The organism is Streptomyces sp. NPDC013455 (genome assembly GCF_040632975.1).
Classification (GTDB): Bacteria; Actinomycetota; Actinomycetes; order Streptomycetales; family Streptomycetaceae; genus Streptomyces.
On the sequence record NZ_JBEYCX010000016.1, the window covers coordinates 91,854 to 113,089 of the forward strand.

At 74.4% G+C, this 21,236-nt stretch carries 16 protein-coding genes and 1 pseudogene; 10 read left to right on the top strand and 7 right to left on the bottom strand.

Annotated elements, in window-relative coordinates:
• Positions 1 to 249: 249 nt before the first annotated feature.
• The 4 genes from ABZ576_RS24415 to ABZ576_RS24430 are packed head-to-tail and all read left to right on the top strand — an operon-like array spanning position 250 to position 6,568.
• Positions 250 to 1,071: a glycosyltransferase family 2 protein gene (locus tag ABZ576_RS24415; protein WP_360744587.1), complete on the top strand. Its 822-nt coding sequence runs from the start codon at positions 250 to 252 to the stop codon at positions 1,069 to 1,071.
• The gene (locus tag ABZ576_RS24420) at positions 1,068 to 2,057 is read left to right on the top strand and encodes a glycosyltransferase family 2 protein (RefSeq protein ID WP_360744590.1); all 990 of its coding nucleotides are present in this window, start codon (positions 1,068 to 1,070) and stop codon (positions 2,055 to 2,057) included. The genes ABZ576_RS24415 and ABZ576_RS24420 overlap by 4 nt, the downstream gene beginning before the upstream one ends.
• Positions 2,050 to 2,850, top strand: coding sequence for a polysaccharide deacetylase family protein (locus tag ABZ576_RS24425; RefSeq protein WP_360744593.1), 801 nt, complete (start codon positions 2,050 to 2,052; stop codon positions 2,848 to 2,850). Before ABZ576_RS24420 ends, ABZ576_RS24425 begins: the two co-directional genes overlap by 8 nt.
• A complete protein-coding gene (locus ABZ576_RS24430; RefSeq protein ID WP_360744596.1) occupies positions 2,843 to 6,568 on the top strand; it encodes a lipopolysaccharide biosynthesis protein in 3,726 nt (1,241 codons plus the stop codon). Before ABZ576_RS24425 ends, ABZ576_RS24430 begins: the two co-directional genes overlap by 8 nt.
• Before the next feature lie 16 nt (positions 6,569 to 6,584).
• Here the strand turns inward: ABZ576_RS24430 and ABZ576_RS24435 are convergent.
• Positions 6,585 to 7,991, bottom strand: a pseudogene (locus tag ABZ576_RS24435) (xylan 1,4-beta-xylosidase); the annotation flags it as partial.
• A 165-nt stretch (positions 7,992 to 8,156) separates the two neighbouring features.
• Between ABZ576_RS24435 and ABZ576_RS24440 the strand changes: the two are divergent.
• On the top strand, positions 8,157 to 9,251 hold the full coding sequence (locus ABZ576_RS24440; RefSeq protein ID WP_360744599.1) for a DUF5925 domain-containing protein: 1,095 nt from the start codon (positions 8,157 to 8,159) through the stop codon (positions 9,249 to 9,251).
• 15 nt (positions 9,252 to 9,266) lie between these two features.
• Entirely contained in the window at positions 9,267 to 10,046 is a 780-nt protein-coding gene (locus ABZ576_RS24445; protein ID WP_360744602.1) for a DUF72 domain-containing protein, read from the top strand.
• 153 nt (positions 10,047 to 10,199) lie between these two features.
• Here ABZ576_RS24445 and ABZ576_RS24450 read toward each other — a convergent pair whose 3' ends face one another.
• The gene (locus tag ABZ576_RS24450; RefSeq protein WP_360744605.1) at positions 10,200 to 10,571 is read right to left on the bottom strand and encodes a GntR family transcriptional regulator; all 372 of its coding nucleotides are present in this window, start codon (positions 10,569 to 10,571) and stop codon (positions 10,200 to 10,202) included.
• Between the two features lie 71 nt (positions 10,572 to 10,642).
• On the opposite strand from ABZ576_RS24450, the gene ABZ576_RS24455 reads away from it, so the two are divergent.
• The 3 genes from ABZ576_RS24455 (at position 10,643) to ABZ576_RS24465 (ending at position 12,498) form a co-directional block, all read left to right on the top strand.
• On the top strand, positions 10,643 to 11,572 hold the full coding sequence (locus ABZ576_RS24455) for a GNAT family N-acetyltransferase (protein WP_360744608.1): 930 nt from the start codon (positions 10,643 to 10,645) through the stop codon (positions 11,570 to 11,572).
• Positions 11,553 to 12,092: a DUF402 domain-containing protein gene (locus ABZ576_RS24460; RefSeq protein ID WP_360744611.1), complete on the top strand. Its 540-nt coding sequence runs from the start codon at positions 11,553 to 11,555 to the stop codon at positions 12,090 to 12,092. The genes ABZ576_RS24455 and ABZ576_RS24460 overlap by 20 nt, the downstream gene beginning before the upstream one ends.
• Positions 12,093 to 12,363: 271 nt before the next feature.
• On the top strand, positions 12,364 to 12,498 hold the full coding sequence (locus ABZ576_RS24465) for a hypothetical protein (RefSeq protein WP_360744614.1): 135 nt from the start codon (positions 12,364 to 12,366) through the stop codon (positions 12,496 to 12,498).
• Positions 12,499 to 12,510: 12 nt separating this feature from the next.
• Here ABZ576_RS24465 and ABZ576_RS24470 read toward each other — a convergent pair whose 3' ends face one another.
• On the bottom strand, positions 12,511 to 12,969 hold the full coding sequence (locus ABZ576_RS24470) for a GNAT family N-acetyltransferase (protein ID WP_360744617.1): 459 nt from the start codon (positions 12,967 to 12,969) through the stop codon (positions 12,511 to 12,513).
• Between the two features lie 201 nt (positions 12,970 to 13,170).
• Here ABZ576_RS24470 and ABZ576_RS24475 point away from each other — a divergent pair, with 201 nt between their 5' ends.
• On the top strand, positions 13,171 to 14,244 hold the full coding sequence (locus ABZ576_RS24475) for a lytic polysaccharide monooxygenase (RefSeq protein ID WP_360744620.1): 1,074 nt from the start codon (positions 13,171 to 13,173) through the stop codon (positions 14,242 to 14,244).
• A gap of 147 nt (positions 14,245 to 14,391) precedes the next feature.
• Here the strand turns inward: ABZ576_RS24475 and ABZ576_RS24480 are convergent, their stop codons facing one another.
• The 4 genes from ABZ576_RS24480 to ABZ576_RS24495 all read right to left on the bottom strand — a co-directional run bounded on the left by ABZ576_RS24480 (position 14,392) and on the right by ABZ576_RS24495 (position 21,228).
• On the bottom strand, positions 14,392 to 15,252 hold the full coding sequence (locus tag ABZ576_RS24480; protein ID WP_360744623.1) for an alpha/beta fold hydrolase: 861 nt from the start codon (positions 15,250 to 15,252) through the stop codon (positions 14,392 to 14,394).
• A gap of 283 nt (positions 15,253 to 15,535) precedes the next feature.
• Positions 15,536 to 16,504 carry a hypothetical protein gene (locus tag ABZ576_RS24485; protein ID WP_360744626.1) on the bottom strand — a complete coding sequence of 323 codons (969 nt, stop codon included), beginning with the start codon at positions 16,502 to 16,504 and terminating at the stop codon, positions 15,536 to 15,538.
• Positions 16,501 to 20,010: a DNA polymerase III subunit alpha gene (locus tag ABZ576_RS24490; protein ID WP_360744629.1), complete on the bottom strand. Its 3,510-nt coding sequence runs from the start codon at positions 20,008 to 20,010 to the stop codon at positions 16,501 to 16,503. Before ABZ576_RS24490 ends, ABZ576_RS24485 begins: the two co-directional genes overlap by 4 nt.
• A gap of 315 nt (positions 20,011 to 20,325) precedes the next feature.
• Positions 20,326 to 21,228: a S1 family peptidase gene (locus ABZ576_RS24495; RefSeq protein ID WP_360744632.1), complete on the bottom strand. Its 903-nt coding sequence runs from the start codon at positions 21,226 to 21,228 to the stop codon at positions 20,326 to 20,328.
• Positions 21,229 to 21,236 lie beyond the last annotated feature (8 nt).

Sequence of the window (21,236 nt, forward strand, 5' to 3'; positions counted from 1 at the left end):
GGCAGGGCGCGGTGGGGGGGTGCCGTGCTCGGTGACCGCAGCGGTGACCGGGTCGTGCGGCGCGACCGGCCGCCGGCCTTCCCGGGACCGGCCGGCTGTGCCACCTCGTCAGCGGGGGCGGAGGCCGCCACGGGCGTCCGCCCGGTGGCCGGTCCGCCGTGCCGGGGACGAGAGCCCCCCTTTCGAACCGGACACCAAGCCGGGCCGCCCAGGGGCGGGCGGTCCACCGGACGAGAGGGAAGAGAATCCATGAGTTCCGTCCTGCGCCCGCCTGGTTCGGGTGAAGACCCGTCGACGTCCGCCGACTACCGGCCCATCTCCTCCCACCTGGCGATCACCCCGCCGGTGAGCGTGGTGATCCCCGCCATGAACGAGGCGGAGAACCTGCCCTACGTCTTCAAGTCCCTGCCGCACTGGATACACGAAGTGGTGCTGGTGGACGGCAACTCCACCGACGGCACCGTCGAGGTGGCACGCTCCCTCTGGCCGGCCGTCAAGGTCGTCGAGCAGCGCGGCAAGGGCAAGGGGGACGCCCTGATCACCGGGTTCGAGGCGAGCACCGGCGACATCATCGTGATGGTCGACGCGGACGGCTCGGCCGACGGCGGCGAGATCGTCAGTTACGTCTCCGCCCTGGTCTCCGGCGCCGACTTCGCCAAGGGCTCGCGGTTCGCCAACGGCGGCGGCACGGACGACATGACCCTCATCCGCAGACTCGGCAACCGGGCGCTGTGCGCGGTCGTCAACCACAAGTTCGGAGCCCGGTACACCGACCTGTGCTACGGATACAACGCGTTCTGGCGGCACTGCCTGGACAAGATCGAACTCGACTGCACCGGCTTCGAGGTCGAGACGCTGATGAACATCAGAGTGGTCAAGGCGGGGCTGAAGGTGCAGGAGATACCCAGCCACGAGTACCTCCGCATCCACGGCACCAGCAATCTCCGGGCCGTCCGGGACGGGTTACGGGTGCTGCACGTGATCCTGAGGGAGCGGTCCAACCGGCGGGACCTGCGCCGCCGCACCCGTCACTCCCCGCTGCTGCGCGCCGGCCGGGGAGAGGTCTCTTGACGGGTCCCGGCATCTCCGTCGTGATCTGCGTGTACACCGAGGACCGCTGGGAGGACATCCTCGCGGCGGTCTCCTCCGTCCGCGCGCAGTCCTACCCGGCGCTGGAGACACTGCTGGTCGTGGACCACAACCCGGCCCTGAGGGACCGGCTGGCCCGCGCGTTCGAGGGGACCGACGGCGTGCGGGTGCTGCCCAACGCGGGACCGCGCGGCCTGTCCGCCGGACGCAACACCGGCATCGCCGCCTCCCGGGGCGAGGTGATCGCCTTCCTCGACGACGACGCGGTGGCCGAGCGGGACTGGCTGCGCCACTTCGCCGCGGGCTACGCCGACCCGCGTGTGCTGGCGGTCGGCGGCCGTACGGTGCCCAGCTGGGCCTCGGGCCGGCGGCCCGCCTGGTTCCCGGAGGAGTTCGACTGGGTCGTCGGCTGCACCTACAAGGGACTGCCGCCCGGCCGGATCCGGGTCCGCAACGTCCTCGGCGGCAACGCCTCCTTCCGGCGTACGGCGTTCGAGGCCGCGGGCGGCTTCGCCACCGGTATCGGCCGGGACGGCGGCCGCCGCCCGCTGGGCGGCGAGGAGACGGAGCTGTGCATCCGCCTCACCCGCGCCCGTCCCGACGCCGTCCTGCTCGTCGACGACCGGGCGGTGATCCACCACCGGGTGCCCGCGCCCCGCGAGCGCTTCGCCTACTTCCGCACCCGCACCTGGGCCGAGGGCCTGTCCAAGGCCCTGGTGGCGCGCAGCGTCGGGGCGGACAAGGGACTGGAGTCCGAACGCCGGTACGCCACCCGGGTGTTGCCGGCCGGGGTGGCCCGTGGCCTGCGGGACGCGCTGCTGGGCCGGCCGGGCGGGGCGGGGCGCGCCGGCGCGATCGTCGCCGGGCTGCTGAGCGCCGCCGGCGGTTACGCGGTGGGCCGTGTGCGGGCGCGGTGGGCCGGCCCGGCGTTCGCCGCGGTGCGCGTCGAGGGGGCGGGCCATGAGTGACGTCCCGGTGCCCGTCCTCATGTACCACGCCGTGGCGACCGCCCCCAACGCCGCCACCCGTGCCCTGTCGGTCGTACCGGAGGCGTTCGCCGAGCAGATGGAACTCATCGGCGGCCTGGGGCTGACCCCGGTCACCACCGCCGACCTCGCGGCCGGCTGGCGCGGCGGCCGGCCGCTGCCCGCCCGGCCGGTGGTGATCACCTTCGACGACGGCTACGAGGGCGTCCACCGGCACGCCCTGCCCGTGCTCGCCCGGCACGGCTTCCCGGCGACCCTGTTCGTCTCCACCGGCTGGCTGCGCGGCACCCACGACACCGGGGGCGGCCCGGACACCATGCTCGACTGGCGGCAGGTGCGCGAACTGGCCGCCGCCGGAGTGGAGATCGGCGGGCACAGCCACACCCACCCCCAGCTCGACCAGCTGTCCGACGCCGAGCTGCGCGCGGAGCTGCTCCGCTGCACGCGGATCCTCGCCGGCGAGCTGGGCACCCGCCCGGTGTCGTTCGCCTATCCGTACGGCTACTCCAGCCGCCGGGTCCGCCAGGCGGTGCGCGCGGCCGGGTACGCCCAGGCGCTCGCCGTCGGCAACGCCCTCGCCCGTCGCGGCCAGGGGCCCTACGCGCTGCGGCGGGTCACGGTCCGCCGCGGCACCGGGGCCGAGGAGTTCGAACGGCTGCTCCTCGGCCGCGCCGTCGCCCGCACCTTCGCCCGGGAGCGTGCCCTCACGCAGGGGTACGCCCTCGTCCGCAGAGCCCGCCAGGTCCGCCGGAAGGCCATCTCCTCCCGTGTCTGAAACGACCACCACGACCGATGCCGGGACGCCCGGCGCGGCGGCGCCCGCGAAGTCCGGGCGCCGGCTGCGGCTGCCCGCAACGGGCCGCTCCGGCGGCAGTCCCCTGTTCCGCAACGCCTACGCGCTGATGTTCAACACCGGCATCTCCGCCGTCCTCGGCCTCGGCTTCTGGCTGGCCGCGGCGCGCTACTACTCCGAGTCCGCGGTCGGCCAGGGATCGGCCGCCATCGCCGCGATGAAGTTCCTCGCCGGGCTCACCGCGGTCACCCTGACCGGTGCCCTGGCCCGCTTCATCGCGGTCTCCGGCGACCGCACCGGGCGGCTCGTCCGCCGCATGTACGCGGGCAGTTCCCTGATCGTGGCGCTGGCCGCGGGCGCCTTCCTGCTGACGCTGGACGTGTGGGGGCCGTCGTACCGCTTCCTGCACGGGACGCTGGGCGGGCTCGGGTTCATCGCGGCCGTCGCCGCCTGGAACGTGCTCACGCTCCAGGACGGGGTGCTGACCGGGCTGCGCAGCGCGCCCTGGGTGGCGGTGGGCAACACCGTGTTCTCGGCCGTGAAGCTGGCCCTGCTGGCCGCGTTCGCCGTCGCCCTCCCGACCACCGGGGTCTTCGTGTCCTGGGTGGCCGCCATCGCCACCTCGGTGCTGCCGCTGGGCTGGCTGGTGTTCCGGCGGCTGGTGCCCCGGCACGAGGAGGCGACCGGGGACCACGCCGAGCCGCCGACTCCGGGGGAGATCGGCAGATTCCTGGCCGGGGACTACACCGGCTCGCTGTTCTCCCTCGCCGTGGTCCACCTCGTGCCGGTGCTCGTCGCCGCGCGGGTCGGCGCCGAGGAGAACGCGTACTTCTACATCGCCGCCACCATAGGCGGTACGACGAACCTGCTCGCCGTCAACATGGGCGCCTCCCTCACCGTCGAGGGCGCGCACGACCCGGCCCGGCTGGCCGCCAACACCCGGGCGGCGCTCGCGCGGATGGCCCGGATCATGCTGCCGGTCGCCGGTCTGCTCTTCCTCGGCGCGCCCTGGATCCTCGGCGTGTTCGGGGCGGGCTACGCGGACGCGGCGACGTCGCTGCTGCGCCTGTTCGCGGTCGGCGCGGTGCTGCGGACGGTGATGGAGACCCACTTCGCGGTGCTGCGCGCGCAGAGCCGCACCGCCGGACTCGCCTGGCTGCAGGGCCTGCTGTGCGTGCTGGTGCTGGGCCTGACGCTGCTGCTCCTGCCACGGATGGGGCTCACCGGCGCGGGTGTCGCCGAGGTCTCCAGCCTCGCGGTGATCGTGGCGATCGCCGCGCCGAAGCTGTGGCGGACGGTACGGTCCGCGCCCGCCGCGCCGCCGGTGACGGCGGCACCGGACGGGGACCTCGCCGACCTCGGGACCCCCGAGGTCCCCGCCGGTCTCCCGGCGCGGCGGCCGGGCCCCGCCTGGGCGCCGGACTCCGACACCCTGTCCCTCGGGCTCCCCGTGGACTTCGACCACGGGGAGCGCCGGCCGGACGTCCGCCCGGGCCCGGACACCCCGGCCGCCGACGCCGTACCCGCGCACGCCGGGCCCGCGCACGCCGTATTCGCGCACGCCGGGCCCGAGGACGCCGTACCCGCGCACGCCGGGCCCGAGCACGCCGGGCCCGAGGACGCCGTACCCGAGCACGCCGTACCCGAGCACGCCGGGCCGGGGGAGCCGGTGGCGCCTGTCCGCGGCCGTCCGCTCTGCCCCACCCGGACCGGGGTCGTCCTCGGCTGTCTGCTGGTGGCCGCGCTGGTGCTGTACTGGGTGCCCGCGCTGCGGCTGGACGAGGCGGACCTCGACCGGATGGGCGGGCTCGGGCTGGTGTCCGTGCTGCCGCCGCCGACACCGGCCGGGGCGGCCCTGATGATCGCCGTCTTCGGCGCGCTGCTCGGACGGCGCCGCGAGCACCGGGCGCTGCTGCTGGTCACACTGGTGGCGACCGTGGTGTCGCTGCACGCCCTGCCCGCGGTGATCGAGACCGAGCCGCGGTTCCCCACGGCCTGGCAGCACCTGGGGTTCCTCGACCACATCGACCGCACCGGCTCCGCCGTCCCGGACCTGGACGCCCGCTGGAGCTGGCCCGGCTTCTTCGCGGTGGCCGCGTTCGTCGGCCGGGCGTGCGGGGTCGGCGACTTCACCGAGGTCATCCGCTGGTGGCCGACGGTGCTGCAACTCGCTTACCTGCCGCCGCTGTTCCTGCTCACCCGTGCGCTGCGGGCGAGCTGGCGGGCGAAGTGGACCGGCGTGTGGATCTTCGCCCTGAGCGGCTGGGTCGGCCAGGACTACTTCTCCCCCCAGGGCTTCACCTATCTGCTCTACCTGGTGTTCGTGGCGGTCCTGCTGGTCTGGTTCCGTCCGCCGCGGGTGATCTGGAGGCGGCTGCGTCCCGGCGAGGCCGAGGTGGAGCCCGTCGACCGGCGCGGACGGGCCGCTCTGCTCCTGCTGCTGATCGGTCTGTACGCCGCCACCGTGCCGGCACACCAGCTCACCCCGTTCGTGATGCTGGGCGTGCTCACCGCCCTCGTCCTGGCCGGCCGGTCCGAACTGCGCGGCCTGCCGCTGCTGTTCGCGGTGCTGGTCGCGGTGTGGATCGGCTTCCTGGCCGAGCCGTACTGGTCCGGGCACTTCGACGAGCTCTTCGGCGGGGTCGGCGGGGTCGGCGGCAATGTGTCCACCTCGGTCTCCGGCCGCATCGAGGGCGGGAGCCCGGCCCACAAGCTGGTGCTGTACGCCCGGGTACTGCTGGCCGGCTCGGTCCTGGCGCTGGCCTGCTGGGGCTGGTGGCGGCGCCGTCGTCACCTCTTCCGCGAACGGTCCCTGCCCATCCTGGCCTTCGTGCCGTTCCTGGGCTTCGGCATGCAGTCCTACGGCGGTGAGATGGCGCTGCGGGTCTTCATGTTCGCGGTGCCGGGCGCGGCCCTGCTCGGCGGGCTCGCGCTCTTCCCGCGCACCGGCGGCGCCGGGCGGGAGCGCCGGCCGCTGCTCGCCCCGGTGGCCGCACTGCTCACCGGGCTGCTGCTGATGGGCGGTTTCCTGGTGGCCCGCTGGGGCAACGAGCCGTTCGAGCGGACCCGGCCCGGCGAGGTGGCGGCCATGGACTGGGTGTATGCCCACGACAGGCCGACGGTCCGGCTGCTGTGGCTGTCCCCGGACCCGGTCGCCGACGTGACGCCGGCGCTGCCCTGGGGCGCGCGGGACATGGAGCGGGTGACCTATGTGCCGACCGCGGCACCGGCCGACCCGGCGGCGGTGTCGGGCCTGGTCGAGGCGCTCCGGGAGGCGGGCCCGAACTCCTACCTGATGGTCAACCGGGGTCAGCTGACCTACCTGGAGCTGGACGCGGGCTTCCCGGCGGACTGGGCGCCCCGGCTGATCACCCACCTGGACGGCCGGCCGGAGCTGACGAGGGTCCTGGCGAACGAGGACGTCACGGTGTACGCGCCGCGTGCGCGGCCGGCGGGCCCGGTGCCACGGCCGGATCCCGGGCCGATCGGCCCGCAGGTGACCTGGACGCCGTGGTCGGTGGTCGGCGCGCCGGCCGCCGTGGCCCTGGTCGTGCTGCTGGCCGCCCGGGAACTGGTGCGGGTGGCGGCCCGGCCGGGCGTGCGCCGGCTGCGGCTGGTCCAGGGGAGTTTCTGGTTCTCGCTGCCGCTGCTGGCGGTGGTGCTGGCCTCGCTGGTGCAGCGGTTCGTGACCCTGAAGTGAGGGTGCGGCCGGTCCGGCGGTCGAGCCACTGCACGTCGTACGCGGCCATGGCGAGGCGCTTGCCGTCGATCCGGGCGCCGACCGGCCGGTCGAGGGTGTTGACGACGAGAACGGTCCGGCCGGTGGCCAGGACGCGGACACGGGGCGCGTCGTCCGCGGCGACGGTCACGGTCGCGTACCGGGTGCCCGGCGGGAACGCCGCGGCGAACCTGGACAGCAGGCCGTACATGGGCAGTTCCCGGCCCCCGCCGCCGGTGTCCGTCGGGGACCAGAGGCAGCCGGGGCAGCGGCCCGTCCGCTTCTGCGGGTTCCAGTAGAAGCCGGAGTCGGCGCCGCCCCTGGCCAGGGCGATCAGTCCGGCGGCGTGGACGGCGCGGCGGTGGGCCTCGGACCAGTCGTCGCGTTCGTCGTCGCCGTCGGCGGGCTCGACGTAGTACTCCGCCCACCACAGCGGGAGGTCGCGGGTCTGCCGCCGCAGCCACTCGCTCACCGCGGTGAACTTGCCGGTGGCCGCGAACTCGTCCGGCACCGGCTCGCCGTCCTCGGTGTAACTGGATCCGTCGACGACCACGAAGTCGGCCCCGGCCTTGTTCCTGTTCCAGTACGCGAAGGCGTCCAGGACCCGCCGGTCCACGGCGCCCCAGGGGCCCTTCAGCGCGTCGGAGGCCTTCTCGTCCCGCGGGTCGACGCTGTCCATGCCCAGGTACGGGCCGCCGACCAGGATGTCGCGGTCGACCTTCTTCAGCGCCCGGTAGACCAGGTTGTACATCGTCGTGTACCCCTCGTGGTCCCAGCGGCCCCGGGCGTCGTTCCAGAAGCCCTTGAACTCGTTCCAGACGAGGAAGTGACGTACGTCGGGGTAGCGCCTGGCGACGGTCGCGGCGAGGTCGGCGAAGTCCTGGTAGTGGTCGGGGGTGGGCGCCGTCTCCAGGGCGGCCCGGCTCCAGTCGGTGCCGCCGGCGCGGCCGCCCTTCATCCAGTCCGGCGCGCAGCACAGCGTGATCACGGGCGTGCCGCCGGAGGCGCGGACGAAGTCGACACGGCGGTCCAGCGCGCCGAAGTCCCAACGCCCCTTCACCGGTTCGGGGTTGTCCGCGCCCCAGCCCATGATCGCCTGGTCCTGGGGCAGCCCGGCGGTGCGTGCGAGGCGTCGCTCCACGCGTGCCGTGGCGTCCGGGGCGCCGTGGTCGGCGCTGTACTGGGTGTGGGTGAAGCCCCAGCCGACGGAGGCTGCCGGCCGTCCGGGCGGGTCGGCCGGGCCGCCGTCGGCGGTGTCGCCGTCCCGGGTGGCGCCGGCGGTGCCCCGCTCGCCGGGCGGCGTGCTCAGCAGCGTCACGACCAGGGCCAGCACGGTCCCCGCCACGCCGAGCAGGGCGGCGAGGCGCCACCGCCGATTCCGCGCATCCCACCCACGACCGCCCATCGAGGACAACGGTAACGGCGGTACTCACGGCGGGGACAGCGGTCGGGAACACCGGGAACGGCGGGGAACCGGCCACGGCGGCCGCGGGTCGCGGACCGCTCCCCCGGCGCAGCGTCGGGGTGGAAATGCCGTGCGCGGAGGGCATCCGTGCCGGATCATGGCGGCATGTCTGCGAACCCACACGACGCTCTGCCGATCCGGCTCCACGTCGACGACTCCGACTCGCCGTCCGACGTCGTCGACGCGCTGTTCCTCGGCCGCTTCGCGACGGGCGAGCAGCCGTACTCGCACGCGGCGAACATCGACCGCGTGCGCTCGGGCGCGACCCTGCTGCCGGAGGGCGCCCGCGTGCTGCGGGTCGCCCGGGACGACGACCGCAGCGCGACCCTCGCCGAGGGGGACGGCTGGACCCTGCTGGTCTCCCGCTGGAACCGGGGCGCCGACGTCACGGTCACCGCGACCAGCGCCGAGCTGGCCGAGCGGATCCTCTCCCAGGCCACGGACGGCGCGGTCGACGAGCCGGAACCGCAGCCGGAGAACGTGACGATGGGGTTCTGGTACGTCTCCCCGCGGCGCGGCCCGCACCGGACGACCCGTCAGATCTCCGCCGGCACCTGGGAGGAGGTCCGGCCCAACTACACGGCCCCGGTGGCGGACGCGATGGACCGCCTGATGAAGACCACCCCCGAGGACATCGCCGGCCGGCTGCTGCTGCTGCACGGCCCGCCGGGCACCGGCAAGACCTCCGCCCTGCGCACCCTGGCCCGCTCCTGGCGGGAGTGGTGTCAGGTGGACTGCGTGCTGGACCCCGAGCGGCTCTTCTCCGACGTGGGTTACCTGATGGACATCGCGATCGGCGAGGACGACGGAGCGGGCAAGGGCCGCTGGCGCCTGCTGCTGCTGGAGGACTGCGACGAGCTGATCCGCGGCGAGGCCCGGCACACTGCGGGGCAGGCGCTGTCCCGGCTGCTGAACCTCACCGACGGTCTGCTCGGCCAGGGCCGCAACGTCCTGGTCGGGGTCACCACCAACGAGGATCTGGAGCGCCTGCACCCGGCCGTGGTCCGTCCCGGCCGCTGCCTCGCCCGGATCGAGGTGGGCCCGCTGACCCGCACGGAGGCGGTGCACTGGCTCGGCACCGAGGAGGGCGTCGGCCGTGAGGGGGCGACGCTGGCCGAGCTGTACGCGCTGCGCCGGGGCACCGCGCCGACGTCGGTGCCGGGGGCCCGGGAAGGCGCGGACGCGGGGCTCTACCTGTAGTGCTTCCATGAGGGTATGACCTTGTTCGTCGGCACGTCGGGGTGGCAGTACAAGGACTGGCGGGACCTCGTCTATCCGGCCGGGGTCCCGGCGCGGCTGTGGCTCGAGGAGTACACCCGGCTCTTCGGGACCGTGGAGATCAACAACGCGTTCTACCGCCTGCCGACGTACGACACCTTCGCCGCCTGGCGGGGCCGCGTCCCGCCGGATTTCGTGGTCGCGGTCAAGGCCAGCCGGTACCTCACCCACATCAAGCGGCTCAAGGAGCCCGAGGAGCCGGTGCACCGCCTGATGTCCCACGCGGCGGGCCTCGGCGACCGGCTGGGTCCGGTCCTCCTCCAGCTGCCGCCCACACTGCGCGCCGACCCGCCCCTGCTGGACGCCTGCCTGGCCTGTTTCCCGGCCGGTACGAGGGTGGCCGTGGAACCCCGGCACGACTCCTGGTGGACGCCGGAGCTGCGGCGGCTGCTGGAGTCCCGTGGCGCGGCCCTGTGCTGGGCGGACGTGCTGGCCCGCCCGGTCACCCCGCTGTGGCGCACCGCCGACTGGGGCTACGTCCGCTTCCACCAGGGGCGCGCCCGGCCGTGGCCGCGCTACGGCCGCCGGTCGCTGGAGACCTGGGTGGACCGCGTCGCGACGACCTGGCCGGACGGGGCGGACGTGTACGCGTACTTCAACAACGATCCCGGGGGTGCGGCGGTGCGGGACGCGGTGGCGTTCGGCAGGGCGGCACGGCGGGCCGGACGCACGGTGACCCGCACACCGGAAGCGGTGAAACCGGCGAGACCGGCCTGACCCGTTCGCCCGCCCATCCGCCTGCCCGGCACGGACCCGGCCCTGCCGCTCACCCTTCCCGGTAAGCCGCGCGCAGGGCGTCGCGTACCGCGGCGAGCGCCGCTTCCTCGTCCAGCCCCATCCGCCTGCCCGGCACGGACCCGGCCCTGCCGCTCACCCTTCCCGGTAAGCCGCCCGCAGGGCGTCGCGGACCGCGGCGAGCGCCGCTTCCTCGTCCAGCCCGAGCCGCCGGACCCGGTCGGCGTAGGTCTGCGCGGCCGCGGCGGCCTCACGTACCGCGGCGGAGCCGGCGGCGGCCACGAACGTGCCGTTGCGCCCGCGCGTCTCGATCACCCCGTCGCCCTCCAGCGCCCGGTACGCCTTGGCCACCGTGTTCACCGCGAGCCCCAGGGACTCGGCCAGCCCGCGCACGGTCGGCAGCCGGTACCCCACCGGGAGCACGCCGGAGCGCGCCTGCTCGGAGATCTGCGCCCGCACCTGCTCGTACGGGGGCGCGCTGTCGTCGATGCGGATCTTGAGGCTCACCAGCCGATTGTCCCGCATCCGCCGGAAAATGAGAGGCACCCCCGCCTCCCCTCCCCGTACGGTGCGTGCTCGTGACAGTCCTCGTACGCGACCTCCGTCCCGACGTCCCGTCCGACGCGGAGGGCTTCGCCCTGGTCCGCCGCCTCGCCCTGCCGTACATCCTCTTCACCCCGGACTCGGTCCGGCACACGGCCGCCCACCTCCACCCCGACGCCCGCTACCGTCCGCTCGTCGCGGAGGAGGACGGCGAGGTGATCGGCACGGCCCAGGTCCACCTGGTCCACGACAGCCCCGATCCGGGCCAGGGCTGCCTGAACGTCTACGTCCGCCCGGACCGCACCCACCGCGGGGCCGGCCGGCTGCTGGTGCGGGCCGCCGAGGAGTACCTGGCGTCCCTGGGGGCGAACAGGCTGTTCGCCTGGGCGCTGGACGAGCCGGCCAACCGGGCCTTCGCCGAGCGGCGCGGCTACCGGCGGGGCCGCAGCGCCCACTTCCTCCGGCTCGACCTGGCGCACGCCTCCCTGCCGCCGCTGCCGGAGGTCCCGGCCGGAGTCGAACTGCGCACGGCCGCCGCCTTCGCGGACGATCCCCGGCCGCTGTTCGACCTGGACGCGGAGACGGTGCTGGACGAACCGGGCGACGTGGCGACGGAGTTCACGGACTACGACGCCTGGATCGAGGAGACCTGGAACCATCCGCTGCTGGACCGGGAGCTGACCACGGTCGTCTGTGCCGGCGGCCGCCCGGTGGCCTTCACCGTGGCCTACACCGACGGCGCCGGCCGGTACTCCACGGCCATGACGGGGACCGCCCGCGCCCACCGGGGCCGCGGCCTGGCCAAGCTCGCCAAGGCCCACGCGCTGCACCGGGCCCGCGCCGCCGGCGTCACCGAGGCGTTCACCGGCAACGACACCGGCAACGCCCCCATGATCGCCGTCAACGAGTGGCTCGGGTACGAGAGGTGCGCGACGGAGGTGCGCTATGTCCGCGAACTCGGCTGAGCCGCTCGCCCGGTTGGAGGTCGTCCTGGTCAAGGCGGGCCGCATCAAGATCCGTTATCCGGCCGAGCTGCTCCGGGACGACGGCACCCGGATCGCGGTACGCGCCCTGTGGGCGGGTTCCGGTGTCCGCGACTTCGGGTTCGTGCGCTTCGAGCCGGGTGACGTGTTCACCGAGTACTACTGGCGCGACCGGTGGTACTCGGTGAAGGAGGTCCGCGCCGCGGACGGCTCCGTGAAGGGCTGGTACTGCGACATCACCCGCCCCGCGGTCCTCGTCCCCGCCCGGACCGGCTCGGACGGGGGGACCCCCGTCGGCGCGGAGCTGGTCGTGGAGGACCTCGACCTGGACCTGTGGCGCTCCGCGGACGGCCGGGAGGTGCGGCGGCTGGACGAGGACGAGTTCGCCGCGAGCGGGCTCGCGGAGACGGACCCGCCGGCCGCGGCCGCCGCGCTGGCGGCGCTCGACACCCTGGAGGCGCTGGCACGCGGGGCCGGCGGCTTCGGGGAACTGCTGGCCTGACCCGCACCGCTCCACTGACAGTACGTCACCGAATGATCGCGCTGCGTACGGGTGCACGGACCGGTGGTACGGCCCGTGCATCACCGGCCACTTCCGGGGCAACCGCAACCGTGAGCGTGCTCCCCCTCGTCACCCCCGGAGAGTGACACACGCCACCGACGGCGCCGGCGTGACCGCCGCCACTGACATACCGGCACCGATGAGTAACAGTCCCCAAAAGCGTCCGCCTCCGTGACACCGCGGAACCCGGTGGGCACTGAAGGAGGCAGCCATGCGCCGCGTGACCCTGCACAAGCCCCTGAAGAAGGCGGACAGCCGCCGGATCCGCGACGAGGCGGACGAGCGCCCGGCGGGGCGCCCGGAGGTGCGCAAGGACATCGCGCGGACCTGGTGGCCCGAGGCCTGACGCCGGGCAGCCTCAGCTCAGCCGCTTGCGGTAGTGGATGCGGTCGTAGGGGCCGTCGACACGGCGCTCCACGACCTCGTAGCCGTACTTCGGGTAGATCTCCTGGTTCTCCCACATCATCGCGTTCGTGTAGAGCCTGATCTCGTCGAGGCCCAGCGCACGCGCGTGCGCCTCGGCGAACCGCAGCAGCCGCCGCCCGACGCCCGTGCCGTGCGCCTCGGGGCGGACGGCGATGCTGTCCAGGAAGAGGTGGTCGGCGAACGCCTCCAGCACCACGAGCCCGGTGACGGGCGCCCCCGTGACGAACACCTTGCCGGCGACCACGTTCGCCATGTGGTCCGCCTCCATGGGCTGTGGCACCACACCGATGCGCGCGATGTAGGGGTGGTAGGCCGCGTCGGTCACCGCACGCACGGCCGGCACGTCCGCCACGACGGCCGTCCGGATCCGTTCCGGGTCCTGTTCGATCATGAGCGCATGCTAGACACCCCCTGGTATCTGAGCGCAGCCTGAGCAGTCCCTTAAGCGCACCATAAAGATCTCCTCCGCCCGCTCCCGGCAGCCGATTCCGCGCTCCTCCGGGGCTAGCTTCGGATCACCCCACGGGATCCGGGCCACGGCATCAGCCCGTCGGACGCGGCCCGCCCCACGGACCGTTCGGAGGAGTTCCGCATGCCCACCAGCTGTAAGGCCAAGGCGTCCGTCCTCGCCGCACTCGGCCTGGCACCGCTCGCGCTGACCGCGCTCGCCGCCGCCCCCGCGGCCGCCCACGGCTCGATGGGCGACCCGGTCAGCCGCGTCGCGCAGTGTTACGCGGAGGGGCCGGAGAGCCCGAGGACGGCCGCCTGCAAGGCCGCCGTGGCGGCCGGCGGCGCCCAGGCCCTCTACGACTGGAACGGCATCCGGATCGGGGACGCGGCCGGGCGGCACCGGCAGCTGATCCCGGACGGCAAGCTGTGCAGCGCGGCCGGCGAGGAGTTCAAGGGGCTCGACCTGGCCCGCGCCGACTGGCCGGCGACGAGCGTGCGCGGCGGGTCGTACACCTTCAGGTACCGGGTGACCGCTCCGCACAAGGGCACCTTCACCGTCTACCTCACCCGGCCCGGTTACGACCCGGCGAAGCCGCTGGCCTGGTCCGACCTGGATCTGGAGCACCCGGTGGCCAGGGCCACCGACCCGGTCCCGTCGGGCGGTTTCTACACGTTCTCCGGGAGGCTGCCCGAGCGGTCCGGCAGGCAGCTGCTGTACGCGGTGTGGCAGCGCTCGGACAGTCCGGAGGCGTTCTACTCCTGCTCGGACGTCGACTTCGGCGGCGCCGGCGGCACGGGGGGTACGAGCGGCACGCCCGGCTCAGGCGGCGCGGGCGGCGCGGGCGGTGCGGGGGACGCGGGCGGTGCGGGGGACGCCCGGCCCACGCCGGCCGGCTCCGCGCCGGTGCCGTCGGCCTCCGCGCCCTCCGACGAGCAGATCGCGGCCGGTGGCGACAAGTCGACGATCGAGCACCACGGGCACGGGGACGACGACGCGAGCACCTCGGCGGAGCCGGCCGCCGCCGCGGTGAAGTCCGCCGCCACCCGGGCCGGCGGGCCCAGGGCGGCCGGGGCCGCGGCCGGTCTCGCCGAGACGGGGGCGTCCGCCGGCACCTCCACCGTGGCGATCGGCGGCGCCGCGGCACTGGCGCTGGGCTCGGCGGTGCTGTTCCTGTCGGTGCGGCGGCGCGCAGCGGGTGGCGGCCACCGCCGGTGAGGGCTTCCGGCCCCCGTGAGGGTTCCGGCCCCGTAAGGGATCCGGCCCCGTAAGGGATCCGGCCCCGTAAGGGTTCCGGCCCCGTAAGGGTTCCGGGGAGGGTTCCGGGGCCTGTCCGGCGGCTCAGGCGGGACAGGCCCCGGCGGGTCAGCTGAAGGCCGAGGCGCAGCTGGTGGCGGTGGCGTGCGCCGGGTCGAGCGCGTTGGCCACCTCGTGGAAGGCGATGCGGTCGAACAGGGCGATCGCGAGGTGCTCGGAGAGGTCGAGCGGGCACAGGTCCTGGAGCAGGACGTTGCGGACGCCGGAGCCGCTCAGGTACTGGCTGCGCCAGGGGGTGGCCACCTCGTCGTACTTGGTGGCGATGACGGTGTACCGCACTCCGGGGACGGTGTCGCCGTCCGCGTTGAGCTTGGTGAGGAAGGCGGAGCCGGGGATCTGGTCGGCGAGGCCGGGGGTGGTGGCGTTGATGAGGTCCTCCGCGCCGGGGAAGTACGGCAGCAGGTTGGTGAGGCCGCTCAGGGTGGCGCCGTGGTTGTCGGGGGCGATGCCGACGAGGGCGTTCACCTTGGCGGCTCCGCCGAGGAACCTCAGGTAGTAGCGGGGCATCATCCCGCCCTGGGAGTGGCCGACCAGGTCGGCCTCGGCGGCTCCGGTCGCGGCGAGCACCTGGTCGACGAAGTCGGACAGCTGCTCGGCCGACGCGTCGATGGGGCCCAGGCCGTGGAAGAGGGGGACGCCGGGCAGCCGCCCGTAGTCGAGGGAGTAGACGCAGTAGCCGCGGCTCGTGAGGTAGGGGGCGAGGCCGAGCCAGTTGTCGACCGAGTTGCCCAGGGTGCCGTGGACGAGGACGACGGGGCGGGGGTGGGCGGCGGAGGGCTGGCAGGAGTAGTCGTTCCAGCCGGAGTGGGGGGCGTCGGAGGCGCTGGCGGTGGCGGCGGGTACGACGGCGACGGCGGCGGTGAGGAGCAGCGCGGCCAGGGGTCTGAGGACGCGTTTCCAGGGCAGCATCGTGTGATCTCCTTGCGGCTCAAGGGGAGGTGCACGGCCAACCCTGTGATCCGGATCACGGGATGCTGTTCACTCGTCAAGTTACGGGCGAGTAGTGCAAGTGTGAAGTTACGCGTCAGTAAAAACTGCCGGTGCTCACGAGTGACACGTGCAGCCTGCCGGGGCGTCACCCGGCCGGCCGGATCGGATCACCATGCGCAATCCGTACCGAACGGCCCCGCACCGCGCGGATCCCACCCCCGGCCGCCGGCCCCCGCGCCACTCCGCCCCGGGCCGGCGCCGGTCACGCCGCCAGCGTGCCCGGCATCACCGCACGCGGCCCGAACCTCGCCCGCGCGCGGTCCGCGACCTCCTCGATGCGGCGGACCCTCTCGTCCACGGGGTCGAAGGTGAGCTGGTGGGCGGCCTGGTCGGCAGGCGTCAGGCCCTCGGCGCGCAGAAGGAGCGCACGGACCCGGGCGCGCTGGAGACCGAGCGCCTCGTACATCCCGTAGGCCGCCCGGGTCAGGGCCGCCGAGTGCGCGGTCGGCTCCTCCAGGGTGCGGCTGCGGGTGGTCGAGGAACGGTCGGCGTAGCGCACGGTGAGGGTCAGGGTGCGGCACACCTTGTCCACCGCGCGCAGCCGGGCACCGATCTCCTCGGCGGCCGACAGCAGTGCCCTGCGGTGCCGGTCCGGGGCCAACTCGTCGACGTCGAAGGTGCGTTCCGTCATCAGCGAGCGCGAAACGGCGTTCGGGACGACCCGGCCGCGGTCGACGCCGTTCGCCCTCTCGCGCAGCTCGCGGCCCGCCTTCGCGCCGATCAGCCGCTGGAGCGTGGACAGCGGCGCGGCGGCGACCCGGCCCAGGGTGTCCAGGCCGTACTCGCCCAGGGTGCGGGCGGTCGCCGCGCCGACGCCGGGCAGCGCGGCGACCGGCTTGCCGGCGAGATACTCGGCGACGGCGTCCTCGGGCACCGCGCAGGTCACCCCGGGCCGGGCGTCGCGCAGCGCCACGCGGGCCAGCATCGGCCCGGGGCCGGCGCCGATCGCACAGTCGACGCCATGGCGCGCGAGGGCCCGCACCCGGATCACCGAGGCCAGCTCCACCGCGCTGCGCCCGAAGTACCGCTCGGCGCCGCGCAGATCGGCCAGCGCTCCGTCCGGCGGCAGCGCCTCCACGACCGGGGTGAAGTCCTCCAGCAGCCCCAGCAGTCCCGGCAGGGCCGCCTCGTACATCGGCGGCAGCTGGAAACGTACGCAGAGGATGGTCATCCCGCACTCCCCGGGCTCTGGTGCCACAACTTCCGTATCGCCGCGGGTACTTGCGCGGCGTCCTCACCCGCGGGGCGCAGATCGGCCCAGGGGTGCATCTCGTACCCCGTGGGCATGCGGATCGTCCGGTCCGCCATCGGGTCACGGGCCGCTGAGCCGGCCGGCGCGGGCAGCCCGTCGGAGCCGGCGACCCGGGCCCGGAACGGACCGTCCCCGCCCTCCGCCGCTCCCCCGTCCGCGCCGGACGGTCCGGCCAGCCGGGCCGCGACCCCGTCGAGCCCCTCCTCGCGCCGTGCCTCCGCCAGGTCGGCGAGGTTCCAGGCGGCGGAGCCGACCACGCTCAGACTGCGCGAGCCGCGCCGCTGCACCACTCCGCGCACCAGCAGCAGCCAGGAGTGGAAGACGGTGTGGGCGCAGGCGTCGTGCGAGTCGTCGAAGAACGCGAGGTCGACCAGGCCGGTGCCGTCGTCCAGGGTGGAGAAGATGACCCGCCTGCCGGAGCGGACCGGCGGGGTCTGGGTGGCCGCCTTGGCGCCCGCGACCAGCACGGTCTCGCCGTGCCGGGCCTCGCGCAGCCGGCGCGCGGAGACCACGCCCAGTTCCGCGAGGAACTCCCGGTGGTCGTCCATCAGATTGCGCGAGGCGTCCATGGACAGCACGCCCAGCTCGGCGCTGAGCTTCTCCTCCTCGGTCAGATCCGGCAGGCCGGCGGGTGCGGTCTTGCGCCCTCCGGCGAGTGGGAGCTGGCCTCCGCCGCCGCCCCGGGCGCCACGGTGCAGCTCGGTCAGGTGCAGCTGGAGGTCGCGCCGGTTGGCGCCGAACGCGTCCAGCGCGCCCACCTGCGCCAGCCGCTGGGCCAGCGGCCTGCTGGGCCGGGCCCGTTCCCAGAAGTCCAGCAGGGAGGCGTACGGCTGCCCGTCCGCGATCCGCCGCGCCTCGGTCTCGCTGATGCCGTGCACGTCGGAGAGGGCGAGCCGCAGCCCCCACGCCTCCGGCGATTCAGACACCAGTTCGATCCGGTGTGCGACCCCGGAGACGTTCACGTCCAACGGCAGGATCGGCACCCCGCGCCGCCGGGCATCGGCCAGCAGCAGCCGCTTCGGATACATCCCGGGGTCGTGCGTGAGCAGCCCGGCGTAGAAGGCGGCCGGGTGGTGCGCCTTCAGCCACGCCGACTGGTAGGTGGGCACGGCGAACGCGACGGCGTGCGCCTTGCAGAAGCCGTACGACCCGAAGGCCGCCACGATCTCCCAGGTCCGCTGGATCGTTTCCGCGTCGTACCCCCTGGCCGCCGCCTGCTGGGCGAACCACACCTTGATCCGCTCCTGCGACTCCGGGTCGGACAGCCCGCGCCGCACCCGGTCGGCCTCGCCCCGGCCGCAGCCGGTCAGGACGGAGACGATGTCGATGACCTGCTCGTGGAAGACGACGACGCCGTACGTCCCCCGCAGCGCCTCCTCCAGGTCCGGGTGCGGATAGCGCACCGGCGCCCGCCCGTGCCGCGCCTCGATGAAGGGCCGCACCATGTCGGCGGCGACCGGGCCCGGCCGGAACAGCGAGATGTCCACGACCAGATCGTGGAAGGTGGCGGGCTGGAGCCGCCCCACCAGGTCCCGCTGGCCCGGCGACTCGATCTGGAAGCAGCCGAGCGTCTCGGTGGACCGGATCAGCCGGTAGGTCTCCGGGTCCCCCGGCGGCACCGCGTCCAGTTCGATCCGCTCCCCGGTCGCCCGCTCCACCTCGGCGACCGCGTGCGCCATCGCCGACTGCATCCGCACGCCCAGCACGTCCAGCTTGAGCAGTCCGAGGTCCTCCACGTCCTCCTTGTCGAACTGGGACATGGGCAGCCCCTCGCCGCTGGTCGGCACCACCGGCGTCCGGGCGAGCAGGGAGGCGTCGGACAGGAGCACGCCGCACGGGTGCATGGCCACCCCGCGCGGCAGCGCGTCGAGCGCCTCCACCAGCTCCCACAGCCTGCCGAACCGTTCCTTCTCCCCCGCCAGCCGCTTCAGCTCGGGCAGCTCCTCCAGTGCGGCGCGGGCGTCCCTGGCCCGGATGTGCGGAAAGGACTTGGCGACCCGGTCGATCTCGGCCGGGTCCATGGACAGCGCGGCGCCCACGTCCCGGATGGCGTGCCGGACCCGGTACGTCTCCGGCATGGCGACGGTGGCGACCCGCTCGCCGCCGAACCGCCCGATGATCGCCCGGTAGACCTCCAGCCGCCGCGCGGACTCCACGTCGATGTCGATGTCGGGCAGCACGAGGCGCTCCTTGGACAGGAAGCGCTCCATCAGCAGCCCGTGCTCGACCGGGTCGGCGTGCGCGATTCCGAGCAGGTGGTTGACGAGCGACCCGGCACCGGAGCCGCGCGCGGCCACCCGGATGCCCATCCCCCGCACGTCGTCCACCACCTGGGCCACGGTCAGGAAGTAGGAGGCGAAGCCGTGGTGGGCGATGATGTCCAGCTCGTGGTGCATCCGCTCCCAGTACGCGCGCCGGCCGCCGTAGCCGAGCCGCAGCATCCCGGCGGTCGCCCGGGAGGCGAGCGCCCGCTGCGCGGTGCGCCGGCCGGCGCCGACGAGGTGCGCCTCGGGGAAGTGCACGCTCCCCATGCCCAGGTCGTCCTCGGGGTCGACCCGGCACTCGGCGGCCGTGGCCCGGGTCTGCTCCAGCAGCCGGTGGGCGGTGTCCCGCCGGTACCCGGCGGCCTCCACGATCCGCTCGGCGGCCTCCCGCATGTCCTGGGCGCCCTTCAGCCAGGCCGCGCCGGAGTCCAGCTCCCCGCGCGGGTCGATCGGCACCAGGCGCCGGGCGGCGTCCAGCACGTCGGCGACCGGCCCCTGGCCGGGGTCGGCGTACCGGACGGCGTTGCTGAGCACCGGCCGCACCCCCCGCTCGGCGGCGAGGCCGACGGTACGGGCGGCCAGCCGCAGGGAGCCCGCGCCGGTACCCGTCCGGCCGTGCCAGACGGCCTCGAGCCGCAGCGCGTCGCCGTAGACCTCGTGCCAGGCGGCGAGCAGCTCCGCGGCCCGGTCGGGGCGCCCGGCGGCCAGCGCGCGCCCCACGTCCGACTCCGGGCCGAGCAGCACCACCAGGCCGTCGCCGCGGTGGCCGGCCCAGGGGAGCAGCGGGGCCCCCTCGTCCGCGTGCGCCGCCGTGACCAGCCGGCACAGCTCGGCCCAGCCCCGGGCGCCGTCCCGGGCGAGGAAGGTCACCCGGGGAGCCGACTCGTCCAGGAAGGCACCCCCGCGCACCGGGGTGCGCCGCCGCTCCCGTCGTACGGCCTCCCGCGCCGCCACCGCCAGGTTCACCCCGAACAGCGGACGGACGCCGGCGCCGGCGCAGGCCTTGGCGAAGCGGACCGTCCCGGCGAGGGTGTCGCGGTCGGTCAGGGCGAGGGCGTCCACGCCCCGCTCCGAGGCACGCTCGGCCAGCCGCTCCGGATGGGAGGCCCCGTACCTCAGGGAGAACCCGGAGACGGTGTGCAGATGCGCGAAGCCCGGCACACACACCTCCCGCACTCGTGAGCCTTCGAACGACTCTCGAACATCAGTTCCAACATCCTCACCTCCACCATACCCCCATTTCCGAACATGTGTACGACACCTGTTCGGCCGCCTCCGACCTGCGCAAACGGCCACCGGGGACCCTCCGGCAGCACCCGGCGCACCGCCGCGGGCCGGACCGCCGCGACCGCCCCCGTCCGTCGGCCGCCCGGCTCGCGGCCGCCACGAGGAAGCCCCCGCACGCAGTCCGCGTGCGGGGGCTCGCCGGGAGATCCGGGCCGTCGGCCGTCGTGGCCCGTCAGGGAACGGTGCCCGTCAGTAGACGTGCACCCCGTAGGCGCTCAGCGCCTCGGTGACCGGCTGGAAGAACGTCGTACCGCCGGAGGAGCAGTTGCCGCTGCCGCCCGAGGTCAGACCGTAGGCCGTGGTGCCGCCGTACAGCGGGCCGCCGGAGTCGCCGGGCTCGGCGCAGACGGTGGTCTGGATCAGGCCGGAGACGATGTCGCCGCCGCCGTAGTTGACCGTGGCGTTGAGCGCGGTGACCCGGCCGCTGTGCGTACCGGTCGTGGAGCCGCGGCGGTAGACGGTCGTGCCCACGGAGGGCGTGGCCGCGCTGGTGATGTCCTGGCTGCCCACGGCACCCGACTTGGTCACCGAGCTGTTGGTGTAGCGCACGATGCCGTAGTCGTTGCCGGGGAAGCTGGAGCCGCTGGTGGTGCCGAGGGTGGTGGTGTGGGACGAGTTCGACCACCAGGTGCCCGCGCCGTCGGTGCAGTGCCCGGCGGTCAGGAAGTAGTAGTTGCCGCTGTTGTCCTGGACGTTGAAGCCCAGGGAGCAGCGCCAGCTGCTCGCGTAGATGGCGTCGCCGCCGGAGATCAGCTTGTTGAACGTGCCGGGGGTGCGCTTGATCGTGAGCGCGCCCGCGTCGGCGCCGGCCTGCTTCTTGATCGCGGCGATCTCGGCCTCGGACACCGTGCTGTCGACGGTGACGAGGACGCGGTTGGTCTTGCCGTCCACCGCCCAGGCCGTACCGGGGATGTCGGCCTTGAGGACGGAGTCGCTCGCCTTGGTCAGCTGCGCGGCGCTGAACGTGTGGACGTCGCTGGCGTTCGCGGTGGGGGCGGCGAACGCTGCTGCGGCCAGGAAGCCGGTGGCCACGGCGGTCAGCCGGGTCCGTCTCGCCGTGCCGGTGCGGGGAGTTGTGCGCTTGATCCTCACTTGGCTTT

Coding starts and splice junctions, on each gene's coding strand:
- ABZ576_RS24415 (WP_360744587.1), top strand. CDS start 250: ATGAGTTCCGTCCTGCGCCCGCCTGGTTCGGGTGAAGACCCGTCGACG.
- ABZ576_RS24425 (WP_360744593.1), top strand. CDS start 2,050: ATGAGTGACGTCCCGGTGCCCGTCCTCATGTACCACGCCGTGGCGACC.
- ABZ576_RS24440 (WP_360744599.1), top strand. CDS start 8,157: ATGTCTGCGAACCCACACGACGCTCTGCCGATCCGGCTCCACGTCGAC.
- ABZ576_RS24445 (WP_360744602.1), top strand. CDS start 9,267: ATGACCTTGTTCGTCGGCACGTCGGGGTGGCAGTACAAGGACTGGCGG.
- ABZ576_RS24460 (WP_360744611.1), top strand. CDS start 11,553: ATGTCCGCGAACTCGGCTGAGCCGCTCGCCCGGTTGGAGGTCGTCCTG.
- ABZ576_RS24465 (WP_360744614.1), top strand. CDS start 12,364: ATGCGCCGCGTGACCCTGCACAAGCCCCTGAAGAAGGCGGACAGCCGC.
- ABZ576_RS24470 (WP_360744617.1), bottom strand. CDS start 12,969: ATGATCGAACAGGACCCGGAACGGATCCGGACGGCCGTCGTGGCGGAC.
- ABZ576_RS24475 (WP_360744620.1), top strand. CDS start 13,171: ATGCCCACCAGCTGTAAGGCCAAGGCGTCCGTCCTCGCCGCACTCGGC.
- ABZ576_RS24480 (WP_360744623.1), bottom strand. CDS start 15,252: ATGCTGCCCTGGAAACGCGTCCTCAGACCCCTGGCCGCGCTGCTCCTC.
- ABZ576_RS24485 (WP_360744626.1), bottom strand. CDS start 16,504: ATGACCATCCTCTGCGTACGTTTCCAGCTGCCGCCGATGTACGAGGCG.